This window comes from Micromonospora sp. WMMD754 (assembly GCF_049315235.1).
Taxonomy (GTDB): Bacteria; Actinomycetota; Actinomycetes; order Mycobacteriales; family Micromonosporaceae; genus Micromonospora; species Micromonospora sediminicola.
Genome location: NZ_CP186058.1, coordinates 5,136,598 through 5,156,762, shown reverse-complemented (window position 1 = coordinate 5,156,762; position 20,165 = coordinate 5,136,598). Strand labels below are relative to the sequence as shown.

Genomic DNA, 20,165 nt, shown 5'->3' with positions numbered 1-20,165 from the left:
CCAGGGGTGTCGGACGGTCACCCGGCGTGTCGGCCGCCGGGCGCCGGCCGACGGCGCGACGGTAGGGGTGGCCCGTCCTCCGGCGGGGCGGTTACGGTCGGGCGTCCGGACGACGGCGCCGGCCGTCCCCGTCACCGGGACGACACCGGCGACCCGGCGCCGACAAGCGCGAAAGGGGCGTCCGTGCCGCTGCTGAGCTGGCTCGACGGGACCACCGACGAGCGTCCCGACGCGGTCCGGGTGGATGGCCGGGCGACGTCCTGGGTAGAGCTGCGACGGGCCGCCGCCGCGGTCGCCGACGACCTGCGCGGCGCGCGCCGGGTCGCGGTGCCCGCCACGGCGAGCCTGGAAACCGTGGTCGGCGTGGTCGGCGGGCTGCTGGCCGGCGCGGCGGTGGTGCCGGTGCCGCCGGACGCCGGGCCGGTGGAGCGGGACCACATCCTGCGCGACTCCGGCGCCGAGGTGCTGCTCACGCCGCCGGACGCGCCCCCCGTCGACGGCGCGACCGCGCCGCCGCCGGTGCCGGTCGACCTGCGACGGCGCTCCGACACCCGGCACACCGAGCCGGACCCGGCGGCCACCGCGCTGATCCTCTACACCAGCGGCACCACCGGCGCACCGAAGGGCGCCGTGCTGTCCCGCCGCGCGGTGGCCGCCTGCATGGACGGGCTCGCCGACGCCTGGGCGTGGACGCCGGACGACCTGCTGGCGCACGGCCTGCCACTGTTCCACGTGCACGGGCTGGTGCTCGGCGTGCTGGGGCCGCTGCGCATCGGCAGCCGCCTGCACCACGTCGGGCGGCCCCGCCCCGACCGGTACGCGGCGGCGGCCGGATCGCTCTGCTTCGGCGTACCCACGATCTGGTCGCGGATCGCGGCGCAGCCCGCGGCGGCCCGGGCCCTGCGCGGCGCCCGGCTGCTGGTGTCGGGCAGCGCCGCGCTGCCCGAGCCGGTCTTCGCCGCCCTCGCCGGGTTGACCGGGCATCGGCCGGTGGAGCGGTACGGGATGACCGAGACGCTGATCACCGTGAGCGCCCGGGCGGACGGGCCCCGGCGGCCGGGCACGGTGGGCGTGCCGCTGCCGGGCGTGCGCACCCGGGTGGTCGACGAGCACGGCGACCCGCTGCCGGCCGATGGCGCGGCGATGGGCGAACTCCAGGTACACGGCGACACCCTCTTCGACGGCTACCTGCGCCGGCCGGACGCCGACGCGGCCAGCCGCACCCCGGACGGCTGGTTCCGCACCGGCGACGTGGCCACCGTCGGCCCCGACGGGTGGCACCGGATCGTCGGCCGGGCCGCCACCGACCTGATCAAGAGCGGCGGGTACCGGATCGGCGCGGGCGAGGTGGAGGACGCGTTGCTCGCCCACCCGGGGGTACGCGAGGCGGCGGTCGTCGGCACGCCCCACCCGGACCTGGGTCAGCAGGTCACCGCGTACGTGGTCGGTGACGGGCTGGGCGAGGCGGAGCTGATCGACTTCGTGGCACGGCAGCTGTCCGCGCACAAGCGTCCCCGGCAGGTGCGGCTGGTCGACGCGCTGCCCCGCAACGCCATGGGCAAGGTGCAGAAGAGCCGGCTCGCGCGGGAGTGAGGGGCCGGGTCAGGCGCCCGACGCCGGCACCGTGACGGCGGTGAGCACCAGCCCCCGGTCGACCAGGAACCGGCCGTCGAACGCGGTCAGCTCCGTGCCGCCGACCCGTGGACCGGGCACGAGCAGCCGGGCGGTGAACGTCCCGTCCGCGTCGACGGCGATATCCGCCTCGGCGAAGTCCAGGAAGCGCCCGGTCAGCGGGAACCAGGCCTTGTAGACGGACTCCTTCGCGCTGAACAGCAGGCGGTCCCAGCAGACCTCGGGGCGCGCGGCGCGCAGCGCGGCGGTCCGGGCGCGTTCGGCGGGCCGGGCCACCGCGTCCAGCACCCCCTCCGGCAGCGGCGCGTGCGGCTCGGCGTCCACTCCCAGGCTGCCGACCGCCCCGGCCCGGGCCAGGGCGGCGCCCCGGTAGCCGTCGCAGTGGGTCATGCTGCCGACGACGCCGGCCGGCCAACCGGGCGCGCCCCGGGCGCCGGGCAGGATCGCCGCCGGCGGCACGCCGAGTCGGGCCAGTGCCCGGCGGGCGCAGTGCCGGACCGTGGTGAACTCCTGGCGGCGCTTCGGCACCGCGTCGGCGACGACCGGCTCCTCGTCCGGGTGCGGGCGCAGCCCGGCGGGGTCGCTGAAGCACTCCTCCACCACCACGGCCGGCGGCAGGATCCGTTCGATCACGCCAGCAGGCTAGGCGGCCGGGGTCGGCACGGCCCGCCCGTGGCCCGTCGTTAGGGGTCGGGTACGGGGGCGGGACCGCTGCGGCGGATGAGCAACGACTTGCGCACCCGCCCCAGCGCGCTGCGCGGGAGCTCGTCGACGAAGTGGACCCGGCGCGGGCGGGCCGCCGCCGACAGCAGCCGGCCGACGTGGTCGATGAGCGCCTGCGCGGTCAACCCGGCCGCCGCCACGACGTACGCGACGACCTGTTCCCCGCGGGTGCGGTGCGGGGCGCCGACCACCGCCACGTCGTACACCCCGGGGTGGGTGAGCAGCACCTCCTCGACCTGGCGGGCGGCCACCCGCCGGTCACCGCAGCGGACCACGTCGGCGCCGCCGCGGCCGAGGACGCGGTGCCCGCCGGCCGGGTCCACGGTGGCCAGGTCCCCGGTGGGGTGCCAGCCGCCGGCGGGCGGCGGGGAGCCGGGCCGGTCGAGGTAGCCGCTGAAGAGCGTGGGGCTCCGGATGCTCAGCTCGCCCACCGAGTCGCCGTCGGCGGGCACCGGCCGGCCGTCGCGGCTGAGCACCCGGGTCTGCACCCCGGGCAGCGGGCGGCCGGCGGCGCCGGCCGGCCCGGTGAGCACGACCAGGGTCTCCGTGGTGCCGTATCCCTCCACGGGACGGTGCGAGGTGAGCAGCCGCAGCCGCTCCCCCACGGCCGGGGCGAGCGGCGCGTCGCCGGAGACGAGCATGCGCGCTGCGGACAGCGTCCGGGCCCGGGACACGTCCCGGGCGATGTGCGCCCACTGCCGGGGCACCGCGAGGTAGATGGTGCCGGTCGGGCCGGCCGCGGCGTGCCGGTCCAGGTGGACGAAGCGGCTGCCCACCCGCAGCGCGCCCAACAGGCCGACGACCAGCCCGTACGCGCGGAACAGCGGCGCGCCCTGGACCAGGACGTCCTCGGCGCTCCACCGCCAGGCGGCGGCGAGCAGGTCGAGGTCGGCCGCGATGGCCCGGTGGGAGATGCGGACGCCGCGGGAGGGCCCGCTCACGCCTCCGGTGTAGAGGATCACCGCGTCGCTGGCCGGGCCCGGCTCGGGGTGCGTGGCCCAGGACCGCTTCCGCAGGTCCACCGGGACCACCGGCAGTTCACCGCCGACGGCGCCGCCGAGCAGCACGTCGGCGCGGGACTCCCGCAGGATCCGGCGGCGTTCGTCGGCGTCGGCGCCGGGCGGCAGCGGTACCAGCGGCACGCCGGCCTGCACCGCGCCCACCATCGACACCATGGACTCCAGGCTGGGCCGGGCCTCGACGGCCACCGCGCGGGCGCCCCGGATCCGGTCGGCGACCGCGTTCGCGCAGCCGAGCAGGTCCTCGGCGGAGAGGGTCCGGCCGGCGACCCGGAGCGCGTCGGAGCGGTCCGCCCCGGACCCCCGCAGCCCGGGCAGGAGCGTCATCCGACCTGACCCCGGTGTCTCGGTGGTGGTTGGCAGATCACGCACGAACCCTTCACGTCCCGGACGCGCACGGCCCGTGGCCGCTCTCCCCGTCGGTGCGGCGGATTGCGTCCGCCGACCACGGCGGACAGTCCGAAATTAGGCGTACGGCTGGCGGCAGACAACCCCTACCACCGCCTCGGGCACCCGTCCCGGCCGGCCGCGACCGGGGGGCGGACCGGCAGGTGGGAAGGCGGACGACCACATCGGATGAAATCGATTCGCATTGATTGCCAACGGCGTCGCCGGCTCCGAAATCGGAGATGCCGAATCGTGCGTCGGCACTGCCGGCGCCTCGGTCACGCACCGGCAATTGCGATTCCGGGTTCCATTCTTGCGCAGTTTGCGATCCGCCGGACTGCGTTTCGCCCGACCGGCCGTACGGCGAATTTCTTCTTTAACAACAAGTTGCGCCAAAGGGCTTCCAGACGGACTGAAACGGGCAAGTGGGACGAGGGTCGGAAACTGGCCGGGCACCGCCGGGAATCGCCCCGGGAAGCATCGGAGCGGGCAATCCGCCAATGCGGCCGCCGCGGCGACGCCCACCCCACCCCTCCCGCCGGGCGGCGGCACCCCGACAGCGGCGCCGCCCGAGCCGCCCGGGCCCGCCCGGCTCGCCCAGCCGTCCCTCCGATGTCCTCCACCAGGCCCGAGTGAGCAGGGAGAACGCTCTCCCCGCCGGGTGGGCGCGCCCGGGCCCACGCTGTCGCGCCGTCGCCGCCACCCGGCGCCACACCCCCACTCCCCCCATTGCCGGCAAGCGCGGAAAACGTCACCAACCGGCCGGCGGCACCGTCGAGGTAACGTTCCGGATTAGTCGGATGACTTTCCGCTGTCAGGGGCGCCCACCCGCACCCCGCCGGGCGAGGCCATGTTTGCTCATCCTTTACATCCTTCGACTTGCCGCCCAATTGCCGGGCTGACATACTCCACTCCATGAATCGGGATCGATAGAGGCGGCCCGCGTCGTTCCGCCCCGAATTGCGACACCGCAGGTGGCGGCGGATTCTCGGCGCACGAGACCAGGCACGACGTTCGATGAAATCCCCGCGCCGTGCCACCGTTGTCGGTATTCGCCGATTGGAATGGGTCAAGGATTTGTGGGTCTCTGACTGTAACGGGTGTCACCGGAGACCACGGCGGGCGGCCCGCCCGCAGGCCGGGGCCGGGCGGAGGCCCACCCGATGACGATGGCCGAACGGGACCGGCAGTTCGACGTCCTGACCGATCGGCTCGCCGATCTGCACCGCGCCGACGGCCCCGCCGACACCTCGGATGTGATCACCGTGGTCACCGGGCCGGTGGGCGTCGGCAAGACCGCCCTCCTGCAGTCCCTCGCCCGCCGGTGCGCCGAGACCGGGGTCGCCTACCTCGGCGCCAGCGCCTCGCGCAGCGAGCGGACGGTGCCGCTGGAGGTGATCCGCCAGCTCGTGCGGCGGGCCACGTGGGACGAGACCGACCGGGAGCGGGTGGGCCGATTGCTCGACCGCGCGGTGCTGCGGTGGAGCGAGACGAGCGACGAGGAGGCGCTCGCCCCGCTCACCGCCGCCATCGGCGGCGAACTGCTGGACCTCGCCACCCGAACCCCCACGCTGATCGCCGTCGACGACGTCCAGCACGCCGACGTGCCGTCCCTGCGCTGCCTGGACCACCTGGCCCGACGGGTCACCGGCCTGCCCGTGCTGATCGTGCTGACCGAGGCACCGCGTACCCGGGCGTGGCACCCCACCGCGTACGCCGAACTGCTCCAGCCCGCCCGGCTGCACCGCATTCGGCTGCCCCTGCTCTCCGCGGACGGGACGTTCCGGATCCTGGCCGAGCGGCTCGGGGTGCCGGTGGCGCGGCGCGTCGCCGACGAGGCGTACCGGATCAGCGGCGGCAACCCGCTGCTGGTGCACGCCCTGGCCGACGACCACCCGGCCGGCGCCGACGCCCCGGTTCCCGGCGAGGCGTTCCGGGAGGCGGTGCTGAGCTGCCTCTACCGCTGCGAACTCCTGGTGCTGAAGACCGCCCGGGTGCTCGCGGTGACCGAGGAGCCGCTGCACGGCCCGCTCCTGCCCCACCTGCTCGACCTGCCCACCGAGCCGAACCTGTCCGCGGTCGACCCGTCCACCAGCGCCGGCCTCGTCACCGCCGACGGGCTCCGGCACCCGACGGTGCGCCGGGCGGTGCTCGACGGCATGACCGTGGAGGAACGGGCCCGCCTGCACCGGGCCGCCGCGCAGCTGCTGCACGACGACGGCGCCCCGCCGACACGGGTGGCGCCGCACCTGCTCACCACCGACGAGCTGACCGAGCCGTGGATGGCCCAGACCCTGCTCGACGCCGGCGAACAGGCACTGACCGACGGCGACGTGGACACCGCCCGGCGGTACCTGCGTCGGGCCAACCGGGACTGCCCCGACGAGTGCCTGCGCGCGCGGATCCGCTCCGCCCTGGCCCGGGCCGAGTGGCGTCTGGACCCCCAGGCCGCCGTCCCGCACCTGCACGGCGTCGCCACCGCGGTCCGCGCCGGGCACCTGGGCAGCCGGCAGGCCGCCGGCCCGATCCAGTACCTGCTCTGGCACGGTCAGCCCGACCGGGCCGTGGAGCTCATCCACCACCTCGGCGAACGCGCCGACAGCCTCGACACCCACACGGCCGTGGACCTCATGATCATGCGCGGGTGGATGGCGACCCTCTACCCGGGGGCGCCGGTCGACGCCCCCGCCTGGCCGGTCCCGACCCGGGACCCGCTCGCGCTGGCCCGGGTCCGGCACCGGCTGCGCGGCGTCCTGCTGCTCCGCACGGTGCTGGAGCGCGGCGACCTCGACGCCCTGGAGGACGCCGAACGCACCCTCGCCACGCTCAGCCTGGACGACGAACCGAGCATGTGGAGCGCCGTCTGCGCGGTGATCGCCATGATCTACGCCGACCGGCTGGACCTGGCCGACGAGTGGTGCGACCGGCTGGACCGGATCGCCTCCGCCCGCCGGCACCGCACACCGCGGGCCCTGCTCACCGCGGTCGCCGCCACGGTGGCCGGTCGGCGCGGCGACCTGCACCGGGCGCGCGAGTTGGCCGACTCGGCGCTCAACCGGTTGTCGCCGAAGGGCTGGGGAGTCGCGATCGGCGCCCCCCTGGCCGTTCGACTCTGGACGCTGACCCGCCTCGAGGAGTGGGAGGAGGCGGCGGCCTGCCTGCGTACACCGGTGCCGCCGGCGCTGTTCGAGACGCCGTTCGGGCTGCACTACCTGCACGCCCGCGGGCTGCACGCGATCGCCGCCGGCAGTCCCGAGGCGGCCCTGGCCGACTTCCAGCTGTGCGGGCAGTTGATGACGTCGTGGCGGCTCGACCTCGCGCCGCTGGTCCCCTGGCGCACCGAGTCGGCCCGGGCACTGCTGCAACTGGGCCGCCGGCAGCAGGCCGAGAAGCTGGTGCGGGAGGAACTGGACCGGCTCCGACCGACCGACCTGCGGTGGCGGGGCATCGCGCTCCGGGTGCTCGGCACCGCGTCCGAGGGGCCGGACCGGATCCGCTACCTGCGTGGCGCCGTGCGGCTGCTGCGCCAGTGCGGCGCCCGGGTGGAGTTGGCGCACGCCCTCGGCGACCTCGGCCAGGCCCAGCAGCAGGCCGGAGACCTGCGCCAGGCGCGCAGCACCTCGCGGGCCGCGCGGGACCTCGCCGAGGATTGCGGGATCCCCGCGCTGCGCCCGGCGGTCGCGGCCGGCCGGACCGCCGCGGCCGACCCGGACGCCGACACCGGGCTGCTGCTCACCGGGCTCAGCGACGCCGAGTCACGGGTGGCCGCGCTGGCCGCGCAGGGGCACACCAACCGGGAGATCGCGGAACGGATGTTCCTCACCGTCAGCGCCATCGAGCAGCGGCTGACCCGGATCTACCGCAAGCTCGACGTCCACTCCCGCAGCGAGCTGGCCGCCCGCCTCCGCTTCGACCGCTGACCCGGTCGGCCGCCCGTTTCGGTCCGGCCTGCCCGACCGTCCGACCCGGACGGCCGTTCGGCATGCGTGGCCGGGCCATGGTGTGATCGGATGTCCTCGATCGGCGTCACCGGTTGTCCATCGTGGCGAAACCTGCTCGACACCCGGCCGGCTGACGTCCCCCTTCCGGTCAGGGGCGCAACCCCTACCCGCCCGTCGGCACCGCAGGTTTACCGAAGAAACGGTGGGGTCCCGGACCCGTTGTCGCACGCCAGGGGCGGTGCCAGACTCGCCAGCAACCGGATCACGCGTCCGACGACGCGCTCCGGTGGGGAGGATTTCCAGGTCCACCCGGCCGGCGGCCCGGTGCGCCTCACCCCTGTCCCGCTCCATCGACAGGTGTGGTGAGGGGGCCGCCGACGGCACCGGGTGGAACGGCGCGTCGGCGACGGTGACCCCGTCGCGGCGTCCGCGGACGAGAAGGGCTGACAGGACACGTGCTGGTACAGCGAGAAGAACAGCTCGACCTGCTGCGCGACACCTTCCGGAACTGCGATCGGCAGCGGAGGGGGCACGTCTCACTCGTCACCGGCGCGGTGGGCAGCGGCAAGACGAGCGTGCTGGAGTCGTTCGGCGACTGGGCGGCCACCGCCGGGGGCCGGGTGCTGAGCGCGGCCGCGTCCCGGGCCGAACAGGAGCTGCACCTGGGGGTGCTCGGCCAACTCCTGCAGGGGGCGCGGCTCGCCCCCGAGACAGGTGTGCGGGTGGAACGCCTGCTGCGCGACGCCCCGCCGGCGCCCGGGCACGACGGTCCGGACGGGCCCGTCGGCGCCGACCGGATCTCCGCGCCCGTGCTGCACGGCCTGTTCAGCACACTGCTCGACCTCGCCGAGGCGGGACCGCTCGTGCTCACCGTCGACGACGTCCACCACGCCGACCCGGCGTCGCTGCACTGCCTGCTCTACGTCGCCCGCCGGCTGCGACACACCCCGATCATGGTGGTGCTGGCCGAGGCCCGGACGCTGCGACCACCGCACCCGCACTTCCGGGCCGAGCTGTTCAGCCAGCCACACTTCACCCGGATCTCCCTTCCGCCGTTGACCGTCGAGGCGATCACGCGGCTGGTCGACGACGGGGTGGAGCCGGCCGCGCGGGAGACCGCCGAGCGGTGCCTGCGGATGACCGGCGGGAACCCGCTGCTCACCCGGGCGCTGATCGAGGAGCGGCCCCGGGCCGAGGCGGGCGAGGAACCACCGTCGGATCCGACCCTCGGCGACGTGTTCGACCAGGCCGTGCTCGGCTGCCTGTACCGGCACGAACCGGGGGTACGCCGGGTCGCGCAGGCGATGGCGGTGCTGGACCGGCCGGGCCCGGCGGATCTGCTCGGCCACCTGCTCGACGTGGTGCCCGAGTCGGTCAGCCCGATGGTCCGGGTGCTGCGCACCACCGGCCTGCTGGACGAGGACCGGTTGCGCCACCCCCGGATCCGGCGCTCCATCCTGGCCGACCTGTCCGTCGACGAGCGGCGTGAGCTGCACCAGCGGGCGGCCGAGGTGCTGCACGAGCACGGCGTCGAGCCGTACGCCGTGGCCGAGCACCTCGTCGCCGCGGGCTGGGCGGAGGCCGGCTGGACGGTGCCGGTGCTGCACGACGCCGCCGCCCAGGCCCTCGCGGTCGGTCGGCCCGACGTCGCCGCCGGCTGCCTGCGCCTCGTCGGGCGGGCCGACGTGGACGACGAGCAGCGGGTCGCCACCACCGCGATGGTGGTCCGCGCCCGGTGGCAGATCAACCCGTTGACCGTGAGCGGCCAGCTCGACCAGCTCGTCGGCGCCGCCCGGGCCGACGGCTGGCCCGCGGGCGCCGCCCTGTCCACCGTGCCCTACCTGCTGTGGCAGGGGCGGGTCGAGGAAGCCGACGAGGCGATCACCGGGTGCGGCGGGGACGACGAGCAGGCCCACGCGGCCACCGCGAGCCGTCGTCGGGCGATGCACCTGCTGCTGGGGCTCTCCCACCCGGACCACCTGACCGCCGTGCGGGAGGCGGCCGGCGCGCCCCGAGCGTCCCTGCTGGCCGGCGGCTCGTCGCCGGTGCAGGCGCTGTCCCTGCTCGGCGCGGCGCTGACCCCGACCGGCGACCACGACCCGGTCGCCGGCGCCGAGCAGTTGCTGCACCGCCACCACGGCGAGGACGGCATGCTCCCGTTGCTGACCGCACCGTTGCTGGCGCTGCTCTGGGCCGGCCGCGCGGACCGGGTCGCCGCCTGGTCGGCCGCGCTGCTGGACCGGCCGGCCGTGCGGCACGCCCCGCTCTGGCGGGCGGTGCTGCGCGCCCTGCGCGCCGAGGCGGCGCTGCGCCTGGGTGATCTGACCGTCGCCGAGCAGCAGGCCCGCGCCGCCCTGGACGACCTGCCGCCGGCCGCGTGGGGCGTCGCCCTCACCGGTCCGCTCGCCACGCTCGTCGCCTGCGCCACCGAGTCCGGGCGGCACGCCGAGGCCGAACGGTGGCTGGCGCAGAGCCTGCCCGCCGGCGCCTTCCGCACGCCGCTCGGCCTGCACTACCTGGCCGCGCGGGCACGCCACCACCTGGCGCTCGGCCGGGCCCACGCGGCCACCGCCGACCTGCGCCGCTGCGGCGAGCTGATGCGGGCCTGGGGCGTCGACGTGGCCGGTCTGGTGCCCTGGCGGCTGGAGCTGGCCCGGGTGCAGCTGGCCGTGGGCAACAAGGCGCACGCCACCCAACTGCTGCAGGAACAGCTGCGGGTGCCGCACGGGGTGGACGACCGCACCCGGGGTCGTACGCTGCGGCTGCTCGCCGGCACCACCGCGCCGGACCACCGACGCAAGCTGCTCTCCGAGGCGGTGAACCTGTTGCAGGGCTGCGGCGACCGGCTGGAGCTGGTCCGCGCGCTCGGCGACACCGGGCAGACGCTGCAGCGGGCGGGCGACTCGGCGCAGGCCCGACTGCTGGTCCGCCGGGCGTACCAGCTGGCCCAGGACTGCGGCGCGTCGGTGCTGGCCCAGCGACTGGTCCGGCGCGAGCCCGGCGGCGTGCCGGCCGGGCCGCCGGCCGAGACGCCGGAGCCGGAGGACGGGCTGAGCGAGGCCGAACGCCGGGTGGCGGCGCTGGCCGCGCAGGGCCACACCAACCGGCAGATCTCCAGCAAGCTGTTCATCACGGTGAGCACCGTGGAACAGCACCTGACCCGGGTCTACCGCAAGCTCGACGTCAAGCGCCGTTCCGACCTACCGGCCCGGCTGGTGGCGTTCGCGGAGCCGCTGGGCGAGGAGATCCAGCCCGCGGCCTCCTGAAACCTGCCACAAGGAAGGGCCCCTTCTTAACACCCGGGTGTTAAGAAGGGGCCCTTCCTCTACCGAATGCGTTAAGAGGGGGCCCTTCCTTACAAGCTCAGCACGAGGTCGGCGGCGGCGGTCACGCCGCCCGCCCGGCGCAGGCAGTCGCGCCACCGCGCCGCCCGATCGCGGAAGGACGGGTCGGACAGCAGCCGGCCCAGCTTGTCCACGACGTCGTCGACGTCGAGCGGGTCCTCGTGCTCGACCGCCAGCGCGATCCCGGCGTCGACCACCCGCACCGCGCCGTCGTAGCAGTCGAACCAGAACGGCATCACCAGCTGCGGCACGCCGAACCAGGCCGCCTCGTGGATCGCGTTGGCGGCGGCGTGGTTGAAGAACACCCGCACGTGCGGGTGCGCCAGCACCTCCACCTGCGACGGCAGCCACGACTCGACGCGCAGGTTGGCGGGCAGCTCGCCGGCCGGGGGCAGCAGCGGGTGCCGGGCGGCGGGCAGTTTCCACAGCACCTGGTGCTCGGGGCCGAGGCGGGCGGCCACCTCGACCAGCGCGGCCACCTGGGCGGCGGTCGGACGCATGATCGTGCCGAAGCCGACGTAGACGACGGACTCGTGCGCGTCGAGCCAGGCGCGCAGCTCGGCGCCGTCCGCGCTGGGCACGATGTCCCGGGGGACCATCGAGCCCACCGTGCGCAGGTTCGCCGGCGCCGTGTCGAACGGGTACTCCAGGCCGAACACGGTGTAGGCCAGCAGCGCCCGGGCCGTCTCGGCGTACTGCGAGGGACGCAGCTCGGCGTTGCGGATCCCGGCCTCGGTCCGCCGCCGCGCGGCGGCGGTGCTGCGGGCGAGCCGCTCCGGTTCGGTGAGCGTGGCCAGCAACGCGGCCCGGTAGCTGTCGTTCGCCGCCCGTTGGCTCGGGTTCATCGCCAGCGGCAGCCCGGACAACGACATCGGGTACGACGGCGGCAGGCTGTCCTGGAGGAAGTTCGACGGCGGCACCGTGACGCTGATGACGTAGGGCACGCCCCGGGTGGTGGCCGCGTCCATGCCGAACGAGGCGAACGAGTCCACCACCGCCAAGGCCGGGCGCACCTCGTCGACGACCGCCAGGCACCGCTCGTACAGCTCGTGCAGGTGGTCGAAGTCGGTCGAGGCGTCGACGTAGCTGGCGAAGTTCACCACCCGCGAGCCGGTGGACATCCGGCGGTGCGTCTCGTCGTCCCAGTGCTCCGGGCGGACCTCCACCCGGGGCGGCCCGAGGGAGACGAAACGCAGGTCGCCGTCGCCGGGCAGGGCCTCGATCTCGGCCCGCCGCTCGTCGGTGCAGGCGAACCGGACCGGCCGCACGGCCCGGCGCTTCAGCTCGCCGGCCAGGGTGAGCAGCGGGTTGAACAACCCCGCGCTGCCGGAGCTGACCAGCAGCAGCGGTCCGTCGTCGGGGGTCATCGCGGCCGACCCCTAGTCCATCGCCCGGCGCATGAAGCCGCGGATGCCGACGGCGGTGAAGACCACGAACACCACGGCGAGCACGAGCAGGTCCAGCCAGAGCGGCACCGACTGGACGCCCGGCGGGGCGACCAGTGAGCGGGTCGCCTCACTCACGTAGGTCAGCGGGTTGATCGCGCAGACCACCTGGAACCAGGGCAGCGAGTCCAACGCGCGCAGCGGGAACTGGGTGGCGCCGGTGAACATCAGCGGCGTCAGCGTGACCGTGAACATGATCTGGATCCGTTGCGGCGGGACGAGCGTGCCGAAGGTCAGGCCCATGGCGGCACCGACCAGCGCACCGGCCGCCAGCACGCCCACGATCGGCAGCAGCGTGGACAGCGGCCACGTGACGCCGAGGATCAGCATGCCGACCGGGATCAGCACCAGCCCGGCGACGAGGCCCCGGATCGCCCCGAAGACGATCTTCTCGAACGCGACCAGCGGGATCGCCATCGGCGACAGCAGGCGGTCCTCGATCTCGCGGGTGAAGGAGAAGTCCATCACCATCGGCAGTGCGGTGTTCTCCAGGCCGATCAGGAACGCGTTGAGCGCGATCACGCCGGGCAGCAGCACGTTGGCGAAGTCGTCGCTGGCGTACCCGAGGTCCTTGAGCACCTTGCCGAAGATGAGCAGCATGAACAGCGGCTGGAGGAAGACCTGGGCCAGGAACGCGCCCACCTCGCGGCTGGTGACGAACATGTCCCGCCAGAGCACCGCCCGGAAGGTGGTGAGCTGGTCGCGCAGGCGTACCGGCGGGGGTGCGACGGCGGCCGACGGGGCCGGGACGGCGGGGGCGGTGACGGTCACCGAAGTTCCCTTCCGGTCAGGTGGATGAAGACGTCCTCCAGGCTGGGCTGGCCGACGCTGAGGTCGCGGACCTCGCAGCCGAGGTCGGTGAGGACCTTCAACGCCATCGGCACGGCGTTGGCCGGGGCTCCGGCGGTGTAGACGCGGAACGACAGCGGCGCGTCCGGGTCGGCGGGCGCGTCGGGCAGCGGCATCGGCGGCATGCCGGGGAACATCGGCAGCTCCGCGGCGCCGCCGGCGCGCAGCCGTTCCACCCGCTCCACGTCCGGTACGTCGGCCAGCGCGGCCTGCACCGCCTCGACCGGCGCGCCCGGCGCGACCACCAGGGTCAGGGTGCTGCTGCCGGGCAGGGTCCGGGTCAGCGCGGCCGGGGTGTCCAGGGTGAGCAGCTTGCCGTGGTCGACGATGCCGACCCGGTCGCAGAGCTTCTCCGCCTCCTCCATGTCGTGCGTGGTCACCACGACGGTGACGCCGGAGCGCTTCAGCTCGGCGATCCGCTCGTGCACGAACAGCCGCGACTGCGGGTCGAGGCCGGCGGAGGGCTCGTCGAGGAAGAGCACCCGTGGGGCGTGCATCAACGCCCGGGCGATCATGGTGCGTTGGGCCAGGCCGCCGGAGAGGAAGTCGGTGCGGGCGGTGGCGAACGCCGTCAGGCCCATCTGCTCCAGCAGTTCGTCGGCCCGCGCCGACCGGCGGGACCGGGACACCCGGTGGTACGCGGAGTGGAACAGCAGGTTCTGCCGGACGGTCAGTGACCGGTCCAGGTTGACCCGCTGCGGCACCACCGCCAGCAACTGCCGGGCCACGGCGGGCGCACGGGACACGTCCGCGCCGCAGACCAGGGCGCGGCCCGAGGTGGCGCGCACCCGGGTCGTCAGCACCCCGATCGTCGTGGTCTTGCCGGCGCCGTTCGGCCCGAGCAGACCGAAGACCTCGCCGGCGGCGACGGAGAAACTCAGTCCGTCCACCGCCGGCGGCATGTCGGGCCGGTATCTCTTGACCAGCCCGTCGACCACCACTGCCTCGTCCACGTCGTCATGCTCCCGTCCTGGTTCCTGGTAAGACAGTTGTCGGCCCCCGCGATAGGGGGCGTTAGGGGCAGCCCAAGGGGCGGTGTCACAGACCCCGTTCCGCGAGCCAGCCGTCCACGGTCACGGCGAGTTCCGGGCCGCGCTCGCCGACCATCGTGAAGTGGTCACCGGCCGCGTCCCGCGTCTCGTGCGGGTACGGCCACACCGACCGCCATCCGTCCGGTTCCCCGGTCCACTCCCCCAGCGGCTCGCTGGCCCGCACCAGCAACGTGGCGGCGGACATCGGCGCGGGCCGCCAGTCGAGGAACAGCGGCAGGTAGCCGGCCCAGGCGGTGGCCCGGTGGTCGTCCATCGGGGTGTACGCGCTGTCCCGCTCGACCATCCCGTCGAGCAGCTGCGACGTCCAGCCGCCGAGCACCTCGCTGCCGGGCGGGTAGGTGTCCATCAGCACCACCGCGGCCGGGGCGCGGCCCTGCCGGTCCAGCTCGGCGGCGAGCAGGTTGGCCACCATCGCGCCGCCGGAGTGCCCGGCCAGCACGAACTTGCCCGGGCCGACGGCGCGCAGCACGGTGTCCGCGTGCACCCGCAGCAGCGCGTCGAGGTCGGCGGGCAGTTCCTCGCCGACCCCGAAGCCGGGGTTGGGCAACGCCCACACGTTGCGCCGGCCGCGCATGCCGGCGGCCAGGCGGGCGTACTCGTGCGCCCCGGACAGCAACGACATCGTGCAGCAGCAGACGACGGGGGTGGCGGGACCCTCGGCGAGACGCAGGATCCCGGCCGGGCGGGTCAGCTCGGCCGGGGAGGTGAAGCTGGGCCGGAACTGGGCCAGCTTGACCAGCAGTTCGGCGTAGCCGGCGGCGTCGGCGCGCGCCTTGGGCTGGCGGAACAGCCCGCCGAGCAGGCCACCGGCCCCCTCCGGGGTGGCGGCGTCGGCGGGCGCGGCGCCGGCCCCGTCGCCGAGGATGAGGCCGAGCAGGTGCCCGGCCAGCGCGTCCGGGGTGGGGTGGTCGAAGAGCAGCGTGGCGGACAGCTCCACGCCGGTCTCCTGGCGCAGCGCGTCGCGCAGCTCGAGCGCGGTCAGCGAGTCGAAGCCCAGTTCCAGGAAGTCGCGGTCCGGCTCGACCGCGCCCGGCCCGGCGTGCCCGAGCACGGTGGCCGCCTGCGCCCGGACCAGGTCCAGCAGGATCGGCAGCCGGTCGCCGGCGGGCACGGCGGCCAACCGGTCCCGCAACGCCCGCGCCGGGTCGGACGGTCCGGCGGCGGGCGCGGCCGCGTCCGTCCCGGCGACGGCGTCGGGTACGCCACGCAGCAGCGGGGCCGGCCGCACCGCGGTGAACGCGGGCACGAACGCGGGCCAGTCGATGTCGGCGACGGCGATCTCGTCCCGCCCGCCGTCGCTGACGAGGGAGGCGTTCCCGCCGGCGGTGAGCAGGTCGCCGCCACCGTCGGTGTCGGGCTCGCCGTTCCGGCCGGCGGCGACGCGGGCCAACGCGTCGAGCGCGGTCTCCGGGTCCAGCGGGCGGACACCCCGCCGGCGCAGCTGCTCCGGGTCGGCGGTCTCGCCGCTCCACGGCGCCCAGGCCACCGTCGTGGCCGGCCGACCCCCGGCGCGGCGGCGGGCGGCCAGCGCGGCGAGCCCGGCGCCGGTGGCCGCGGCCACCGCCGCGCCACCGCCGCCCCAGGTGGCGGCCGTGGAGACGAAGACCAGGAACTCGTCGACCGCGTGGCCGGCGCACGCGGCGTCGAGCCGGGCCACCGCGGCCAGCTGCGCGCCGACCCGGTCGGCCACCCGGCGCGGGTCGGCCGCCGCGACCGGCTCGCCGGCCCCGCCGGCGTCGGCCACGTGCAGCACGGTACGCACCGGCGTGCCGGCCGCGGCCAGCCGCTCCAGCGCGGCGGGCAGCGCCTCGACGCCGTCCACGACGGTCACGTCGACCCCGGTCGGCGCGTCGGTGTCGGGCACCGCCGGACCGACCAGCAACAGGTGGGTCGCGCCCGCGCCGGCGAGCCGGCGCAGCAGGTGCGGGCGACGGACCGGGGCGTCGCCGTGCACGAGCACCGCGCCGCCCGGCCGCCAGGGCCGCTCGGGGGCGGCCGGGGCGCGTTCCAGGCGCCGGGCGCGCAGCCCACCGGCTCGCACGGCGAGCTGGTCCTCGGCGCCGTCACCGGCGACCACCCGGGCCAGCAGGGCGAGATCGGAGCCTGGGGTGGCCGGGGCCGGGTCGGCAGCGGTCGCCTCGGTCCCGGCGGGCAGGTCGAGCAGGCCGCCCCAGAGGCGGGGGTGTTCCAGCGCCAGCACCCGGCCGAGGCCCCAGACGGTCGCGGCGGCGGGGTCGGGCGCCGGGTCACCGGCGCCGGTGGCGACCGCGCCCCGGGTGACGCACCACAGCGGAGCGGTGACGCCGGCCTCGGCGAGCGCCCGCACCACGGCGATCGTGCCGGCGAGGGCGTCCGTGCCGGGTGCCGTGGTCGTGGCGCCGTCGCCGGCAGCGCCGGCCGAGGTGGCGCCGCCGCCGGCAGCGCCGGCCGAGGTGGCGCCGCCGCCGGCAGCGCCGGCCGAGGTGGCGCCGCCGCCGGCAGCGCCGGTCGGAGTGGCACCGTCGCCGGCAGGGCCGGGCGGGGTGGCGCTCTCCCCGGCAGCGCCGGACGGAATGGCCAGGAGGACCACCCGGGTCGGTGTGACCTCGGCGAGCCGGTCGCGCAGCGCGGCGCCCGGGTCGGCGCCGGACGGCACCGGCACCGGGTCGAGGCCCTCGGCGCGTACCGCCTCGGTCACCGCCGTCAGCAGGTCGCCGGGTGGGCCGACGACCAGGCACGGCCCGCCCGGGGAGAGGCCGGTCGGCGGGTCGACCGGGGTCCAGCCGATCCGGTAACGCAGTCCGTCGAGGGTGGCCGCGCGACGGCGGCGGTCGCGGTAGCCGGTCAGCGCGGGCAGCAGCTCGTCGAGCGCGCCGGCGGCGTCGTCGTCGAGCCCGAGCAGGGCGGCCAGCGCGGCCGGGTCACCCCGGTCGGCGGCGGCCCAGAACTCGCCGTCGGCCGGGTCGGCGGGGCGCGGCGCCAGGTCGAACCGGATCGGGTCGGGCCAGAACCGCTCGTGCTGGAACGCGTACGTGGGCAGGTCGACCCGGGTGGCGTCGGTGTCGGCGAACAGCGCCGGCCAGCGTACGCCGGCGCCGCGCAGGTCCACGGCGGCGACCGCGGCGAGCAGGGCGGCCGGTTCGGACAGCTCGCGGCGGGCCGCCGGCACGAACGCGGCCGGCTCGACGTCGGGCAGGCACTCGCGGGCCAGGGCGGTGAGCGCCGCGTCCGGGCCGAGGTCCAGGTAGGTGCCGGTCCCGGCGGCGGCCAGGGTGGCCACGGCGGGCTGGAACCGTACGGTGTCCCGGACGTGCTGCACCCAGTAGCCGGGGTCGGTGGCCTGCGCGGCGGTGAGCGGTTCGCCGGTGCGGTCGGAGACGATCGGCACGGTCGGCGGGTGCCAGGTGAGCTTCTCCGCGACCACCCGGAACTCGGCCAGCACGTCGTCCATCCGGGCGGAGTGGAAGGCGTGGCCGACCCGCAACCGGCGGGTCCGCCGGCCGCGCGCGGCGAGCTGTTCGCCGGCGGCGAGTACCGCGTCCTCGTCGCCGGAGAGCACCACCGACTCGGGACCGTTCACCGCGGCCAGGGCCACCCGGTGGTCGAGCAGCGGCGCCACCTCGGCGGCGGACGCGCGGACCGCGAGCATCGCCCCGCCGGCCGGCAGCGCCTGCATGAGCCGGGCCCGGGCGGCGACCAGGGTGGCCGCGTCCGGCAGCGACAGCACGCCGGCGACGTGCGCGGCGGCCAGCTCGCCGACCGAGTGGCCGAGCAGGTGGGCCGGGCGCACGCCCCACGCGGTGACCAGCCGGTACGCGGCGACCTGGTAGGCGAAGAGCGCGGGTTGGGTGAACTCGGTGCGGTCGAGCAGCGTCGCCTCGGGGGTGTCCGGGCCGGCGAAGACCACCTCGCGCAGCGGGCGGTTCAGGTGCCGGTCGAGTTCGGCGGCCACCTCGTCGAACGCGGCGGCGAAGACCGGGAACCTGCGGTGCAGGTCGGCGCCCATCCCGGGCCGCTGGGCGCCCTGGCCGGGGAAGAGGACGGCGAGCTTGCCGGCCGGCCGGGCCACGCCGCGCACCACGCCGGGGGCGGGCCGGTCCTCGGCGACCGCCCGCAGGCCGGCGCGCAGCGCCGCCGCGTCGTCGCCGGTGACCGCGGCCCGGTGCGGCAGCGCCGCCCGGGTGGTGAGCAGCGAGTACGCCACGTCGGCCGGGCGCAGGTCGGGGTGGGCGGCGAGGTGGTCCAGCAGTCGCCGGGCCTGCCCGGCGAGGGCCGGCGCGGAGCGGGCGGACACCAGCCACGGCGCGGGCGGCGCGGTGCGGGCGCCGTCGGGGCGGACCCGGTCGACGTGGGTGGCGGGGCCTCCCGGTCCGGCGACGGCCGGTGTCGCCGGCGCGTCCGGGGGCGCCTGTTCCAGGACCGCGTGGGCGTTGGTGCCGCTGACGCCGAACGCGGAGACGCCGGCGCGGCGGGGCCGGTCGGTGGCCGGCCACGGGCGCGGGTCGGTGAGCAGCTCCACCGCGCCGGCGGACCAGTCGACGTGCGGGGTGGGCCGGTCGACGTGCAGGGTGGCCGGGAGCCGGCCGTGCCGCATGGCGAGGACCATCTTGATGATGCCGGCGACGCCGGCGGCGGCCTGGGTGTGGCCGATGTTCGACTTGACCGAGCCGAGCAGCAGCGGGGCGGCCCGGTCCTGCCCGTACGTGGCCAGCAGCGCCTGCGCCTCGATCGGGTCGCCGAGCGTGGTGCCGGTGCCGTGTGCCTCCACCACGTCCACCTCGGCGGCGGTGAGCCCGGCGTTGGCCAGCGCGGCCCGGATGACCCGGCGTTGGGCGGGCCCGTTGGGCGCGGTGAGTCCGCTGCTGGCGCCGTCCTGGTTGACCGCGCTGCCGCGCACCACGGCGAGCACGGGGTGGCCGTGGCGGCGGGCCTCGGAGAGCCGTTCCAGGAGCAGCACGCCGACGCCCTCGGACCAGCCGGTGCCGTCGGCGGCGGCGGCGAACGACTTGCACCGCCCGTCGGTGGACAGGCCGCGCTGGCGGGAGAACTCGACGAACACGGTCGGGGTGGCCATCACGGACACCCCGCCGGCCAGCGCGAGGGTGCACTCCCCCAGCCGCAGCGCCTGGCAGGCCAGATGCAGCGCGACCAGGGACGACGAGCAGGCGGTGTCCACGGTGATCGCCGGCCCTTCCAGGCCCAGCGCGTACGCGATCCGGCCGCTGGCCACGGCGGCGGCGCTGCCGGTGCCGAGGTAGCCCTCGACGCCGCCGCCGACGCCGGTGAGCAGCGCCGCGTAGTCGCCCTGGCTGCTGGTGGCCGCGTAGACGCCGGTGGGCGCGCCACGCAGCCCGGTCGGGTCGACGCCGGCGGACTCGAACGCCTCCCAGGCGGTCTCCAGCAGGAGCCGCTGCTGCGGGTCCATGGCGAGGGCCTCGCGGGGGCTGATGCCGAAGAACGCCGGGTCGAAGTGGCCGGCGTCGGGCAGGAAGCCGCCGTCGCGGACGTAGGAGGTGCCGCGGCTGGTCGGGTCGGTGTCGTAGAGCGCGTCGAGGTCCCAGCCCCGGTCGGCGGGGAACGGGGCCATCGCGTCGCGGCCGGCGTCGACCAGCTCCCAGAGCTGGTCGGGCGAGCGCACGCCACCGGGGAACCGGCAGCTCATCCCGATGATCGCCACGGGTTCGGTGAGGCGGTCGGTGAGTTGCTGGTTCTGCTGCCGGAGTTTCTGGTTGTCCAGCAGGGACGCGCGCAACGCGCCCACCACCTCGTCCAGCGAGACGCTCATCGGGGCCTC

General features: G+C 76.1%; 9 protein-coding genes. 3 read left to right on the top strand and 6 right to left on the bottom strand.

Annotated features, from left to right (window positions below):
• The first annotated feature begins 183 nt into the window (after positions 1-183).
• On the top strand, positions 184-1,593 hold the full coding sequence (locus ACN27B_RS24145; protein ID WP_422741591.1) for an acyl-CoA synthetase: 1,410 nt from the start codon (positions 184-186) through the stop codon (positions 1,591-1,593).
• Positions 1,594-1,602: 9 nt separating this feature from the next.
• Here the strand turns inward: ACN27B_RS24145 and ACN27B_RS24140 are convergent, their stop codons facing one another.
• Complete coding sequence (locus tag ACN27B_RS24140; protein ID WP_099161126.1) at positions 1,603-2,265, bottom strand: 4'-phosphopantetheinyl transferase family protein; 663 nt, start codon at positions 2,263-2,265, stop codon at positions 1,603-1,605.
• A gap of 50 nt (positions 2,266-2,315) precedes the next feature.
• On the bottom strand, positions 2,316-3,701 hold the full coding sequence (locus ACN27B_RS24135) for an AMP-binding protein (protein WP_099161127.1): 1,386 nt from the start codon (positions 3,699-3,701) through the stop codon (positions 2,316-2,318).
• A gap of 1,223 nt (positions 3,702-4,924) precedes the next feature.
• Here ACN27B_RS24135 and ACN27B_RS24130 point away from each other — a divergent pair.
• Positions 4,925-7,681: an AAA family ATPase gene (locus ACN27B_RS24130; protein WP_422741590.1), complete on the top strand. Its 2,757-nt coding sequence runs from the start codon at positions 4,925-4,927 to the stop codon at positions 7,679-7,681.
• 476 nt (positions 7,682-8,157) lie between these two features.
• Entirely contained in the window at positions 8,158-10,968 is a 2,811-nt protein-coding gene (locus ACN27B_RS24125; protein WP_422741589.1) for a helix-turn-helix transcriptional regulator, read from the top strand.
• Positions 10,969-11,057: 89 nt separating this feature from the next.
• Here the strand turns inward: ACN27B_RS24125 and ACN27B_RS24120 are convergent, their stop codons facing one another.
• From ACN27B_RS24120 to ACN27B_RS24105, 4 genes are all read right to left on the bottom strand, one after another.
• Positions 11,058-12,413: a glycosyltransferase gene (locus tag ACN27B_RS24120; RefSeq protein WP_099161130.1), complete on the bottom strand. Its 1,356-nt coding sequence runs from the start codon at positions 12,411-12,413 to the stop codon at positions 11,058-11,060.
• A 12-nt stretch (positions 12,414-12,425) separates the two neighbouring features.
• Positions 12,426-13,262, bottom strand: coding sequence for an ABC transporter permease (locus ACN27B_RS24115; RefSeq protein ID WP_091574832.1), 837 nt, complete (start codon positions 13,260-13,262; stop codon positions 12,426-12,428).
• Entirely contained in the window at positions 13,259-14,293 is a 1,035-nt protein-coding gene (locus ACN27B_RS24110) for an ABC transporter ATP-binding protein (RefSeq protein ID WP_091574836.1), read from the bottom strand. The genes ACN27B_RS24115 and ACN27B_RS24110 overlap by 4 nt, the downstream gene beginning before the upstream one ends.
• An 85-nt stretch (positions 14,294-14,378) precedes the next feature.
• Positions 14,379-20,132 carry a beta-ketoacyl synthase N-terminal-like domain-containing protein gene (locus ACN27B_RS24105; RefSeq protein ID WP_422746061.1) on the bottom strand — a complete coding sequence of 1,918 codons (5,754 nt, stop codon included), beginning with the start codon at positions 20,130-20,132 and terminating at the stop codon, positions 14,379-14,381.
• Positions 20,133-20,165: the final 33 nt, after the last annotated feature.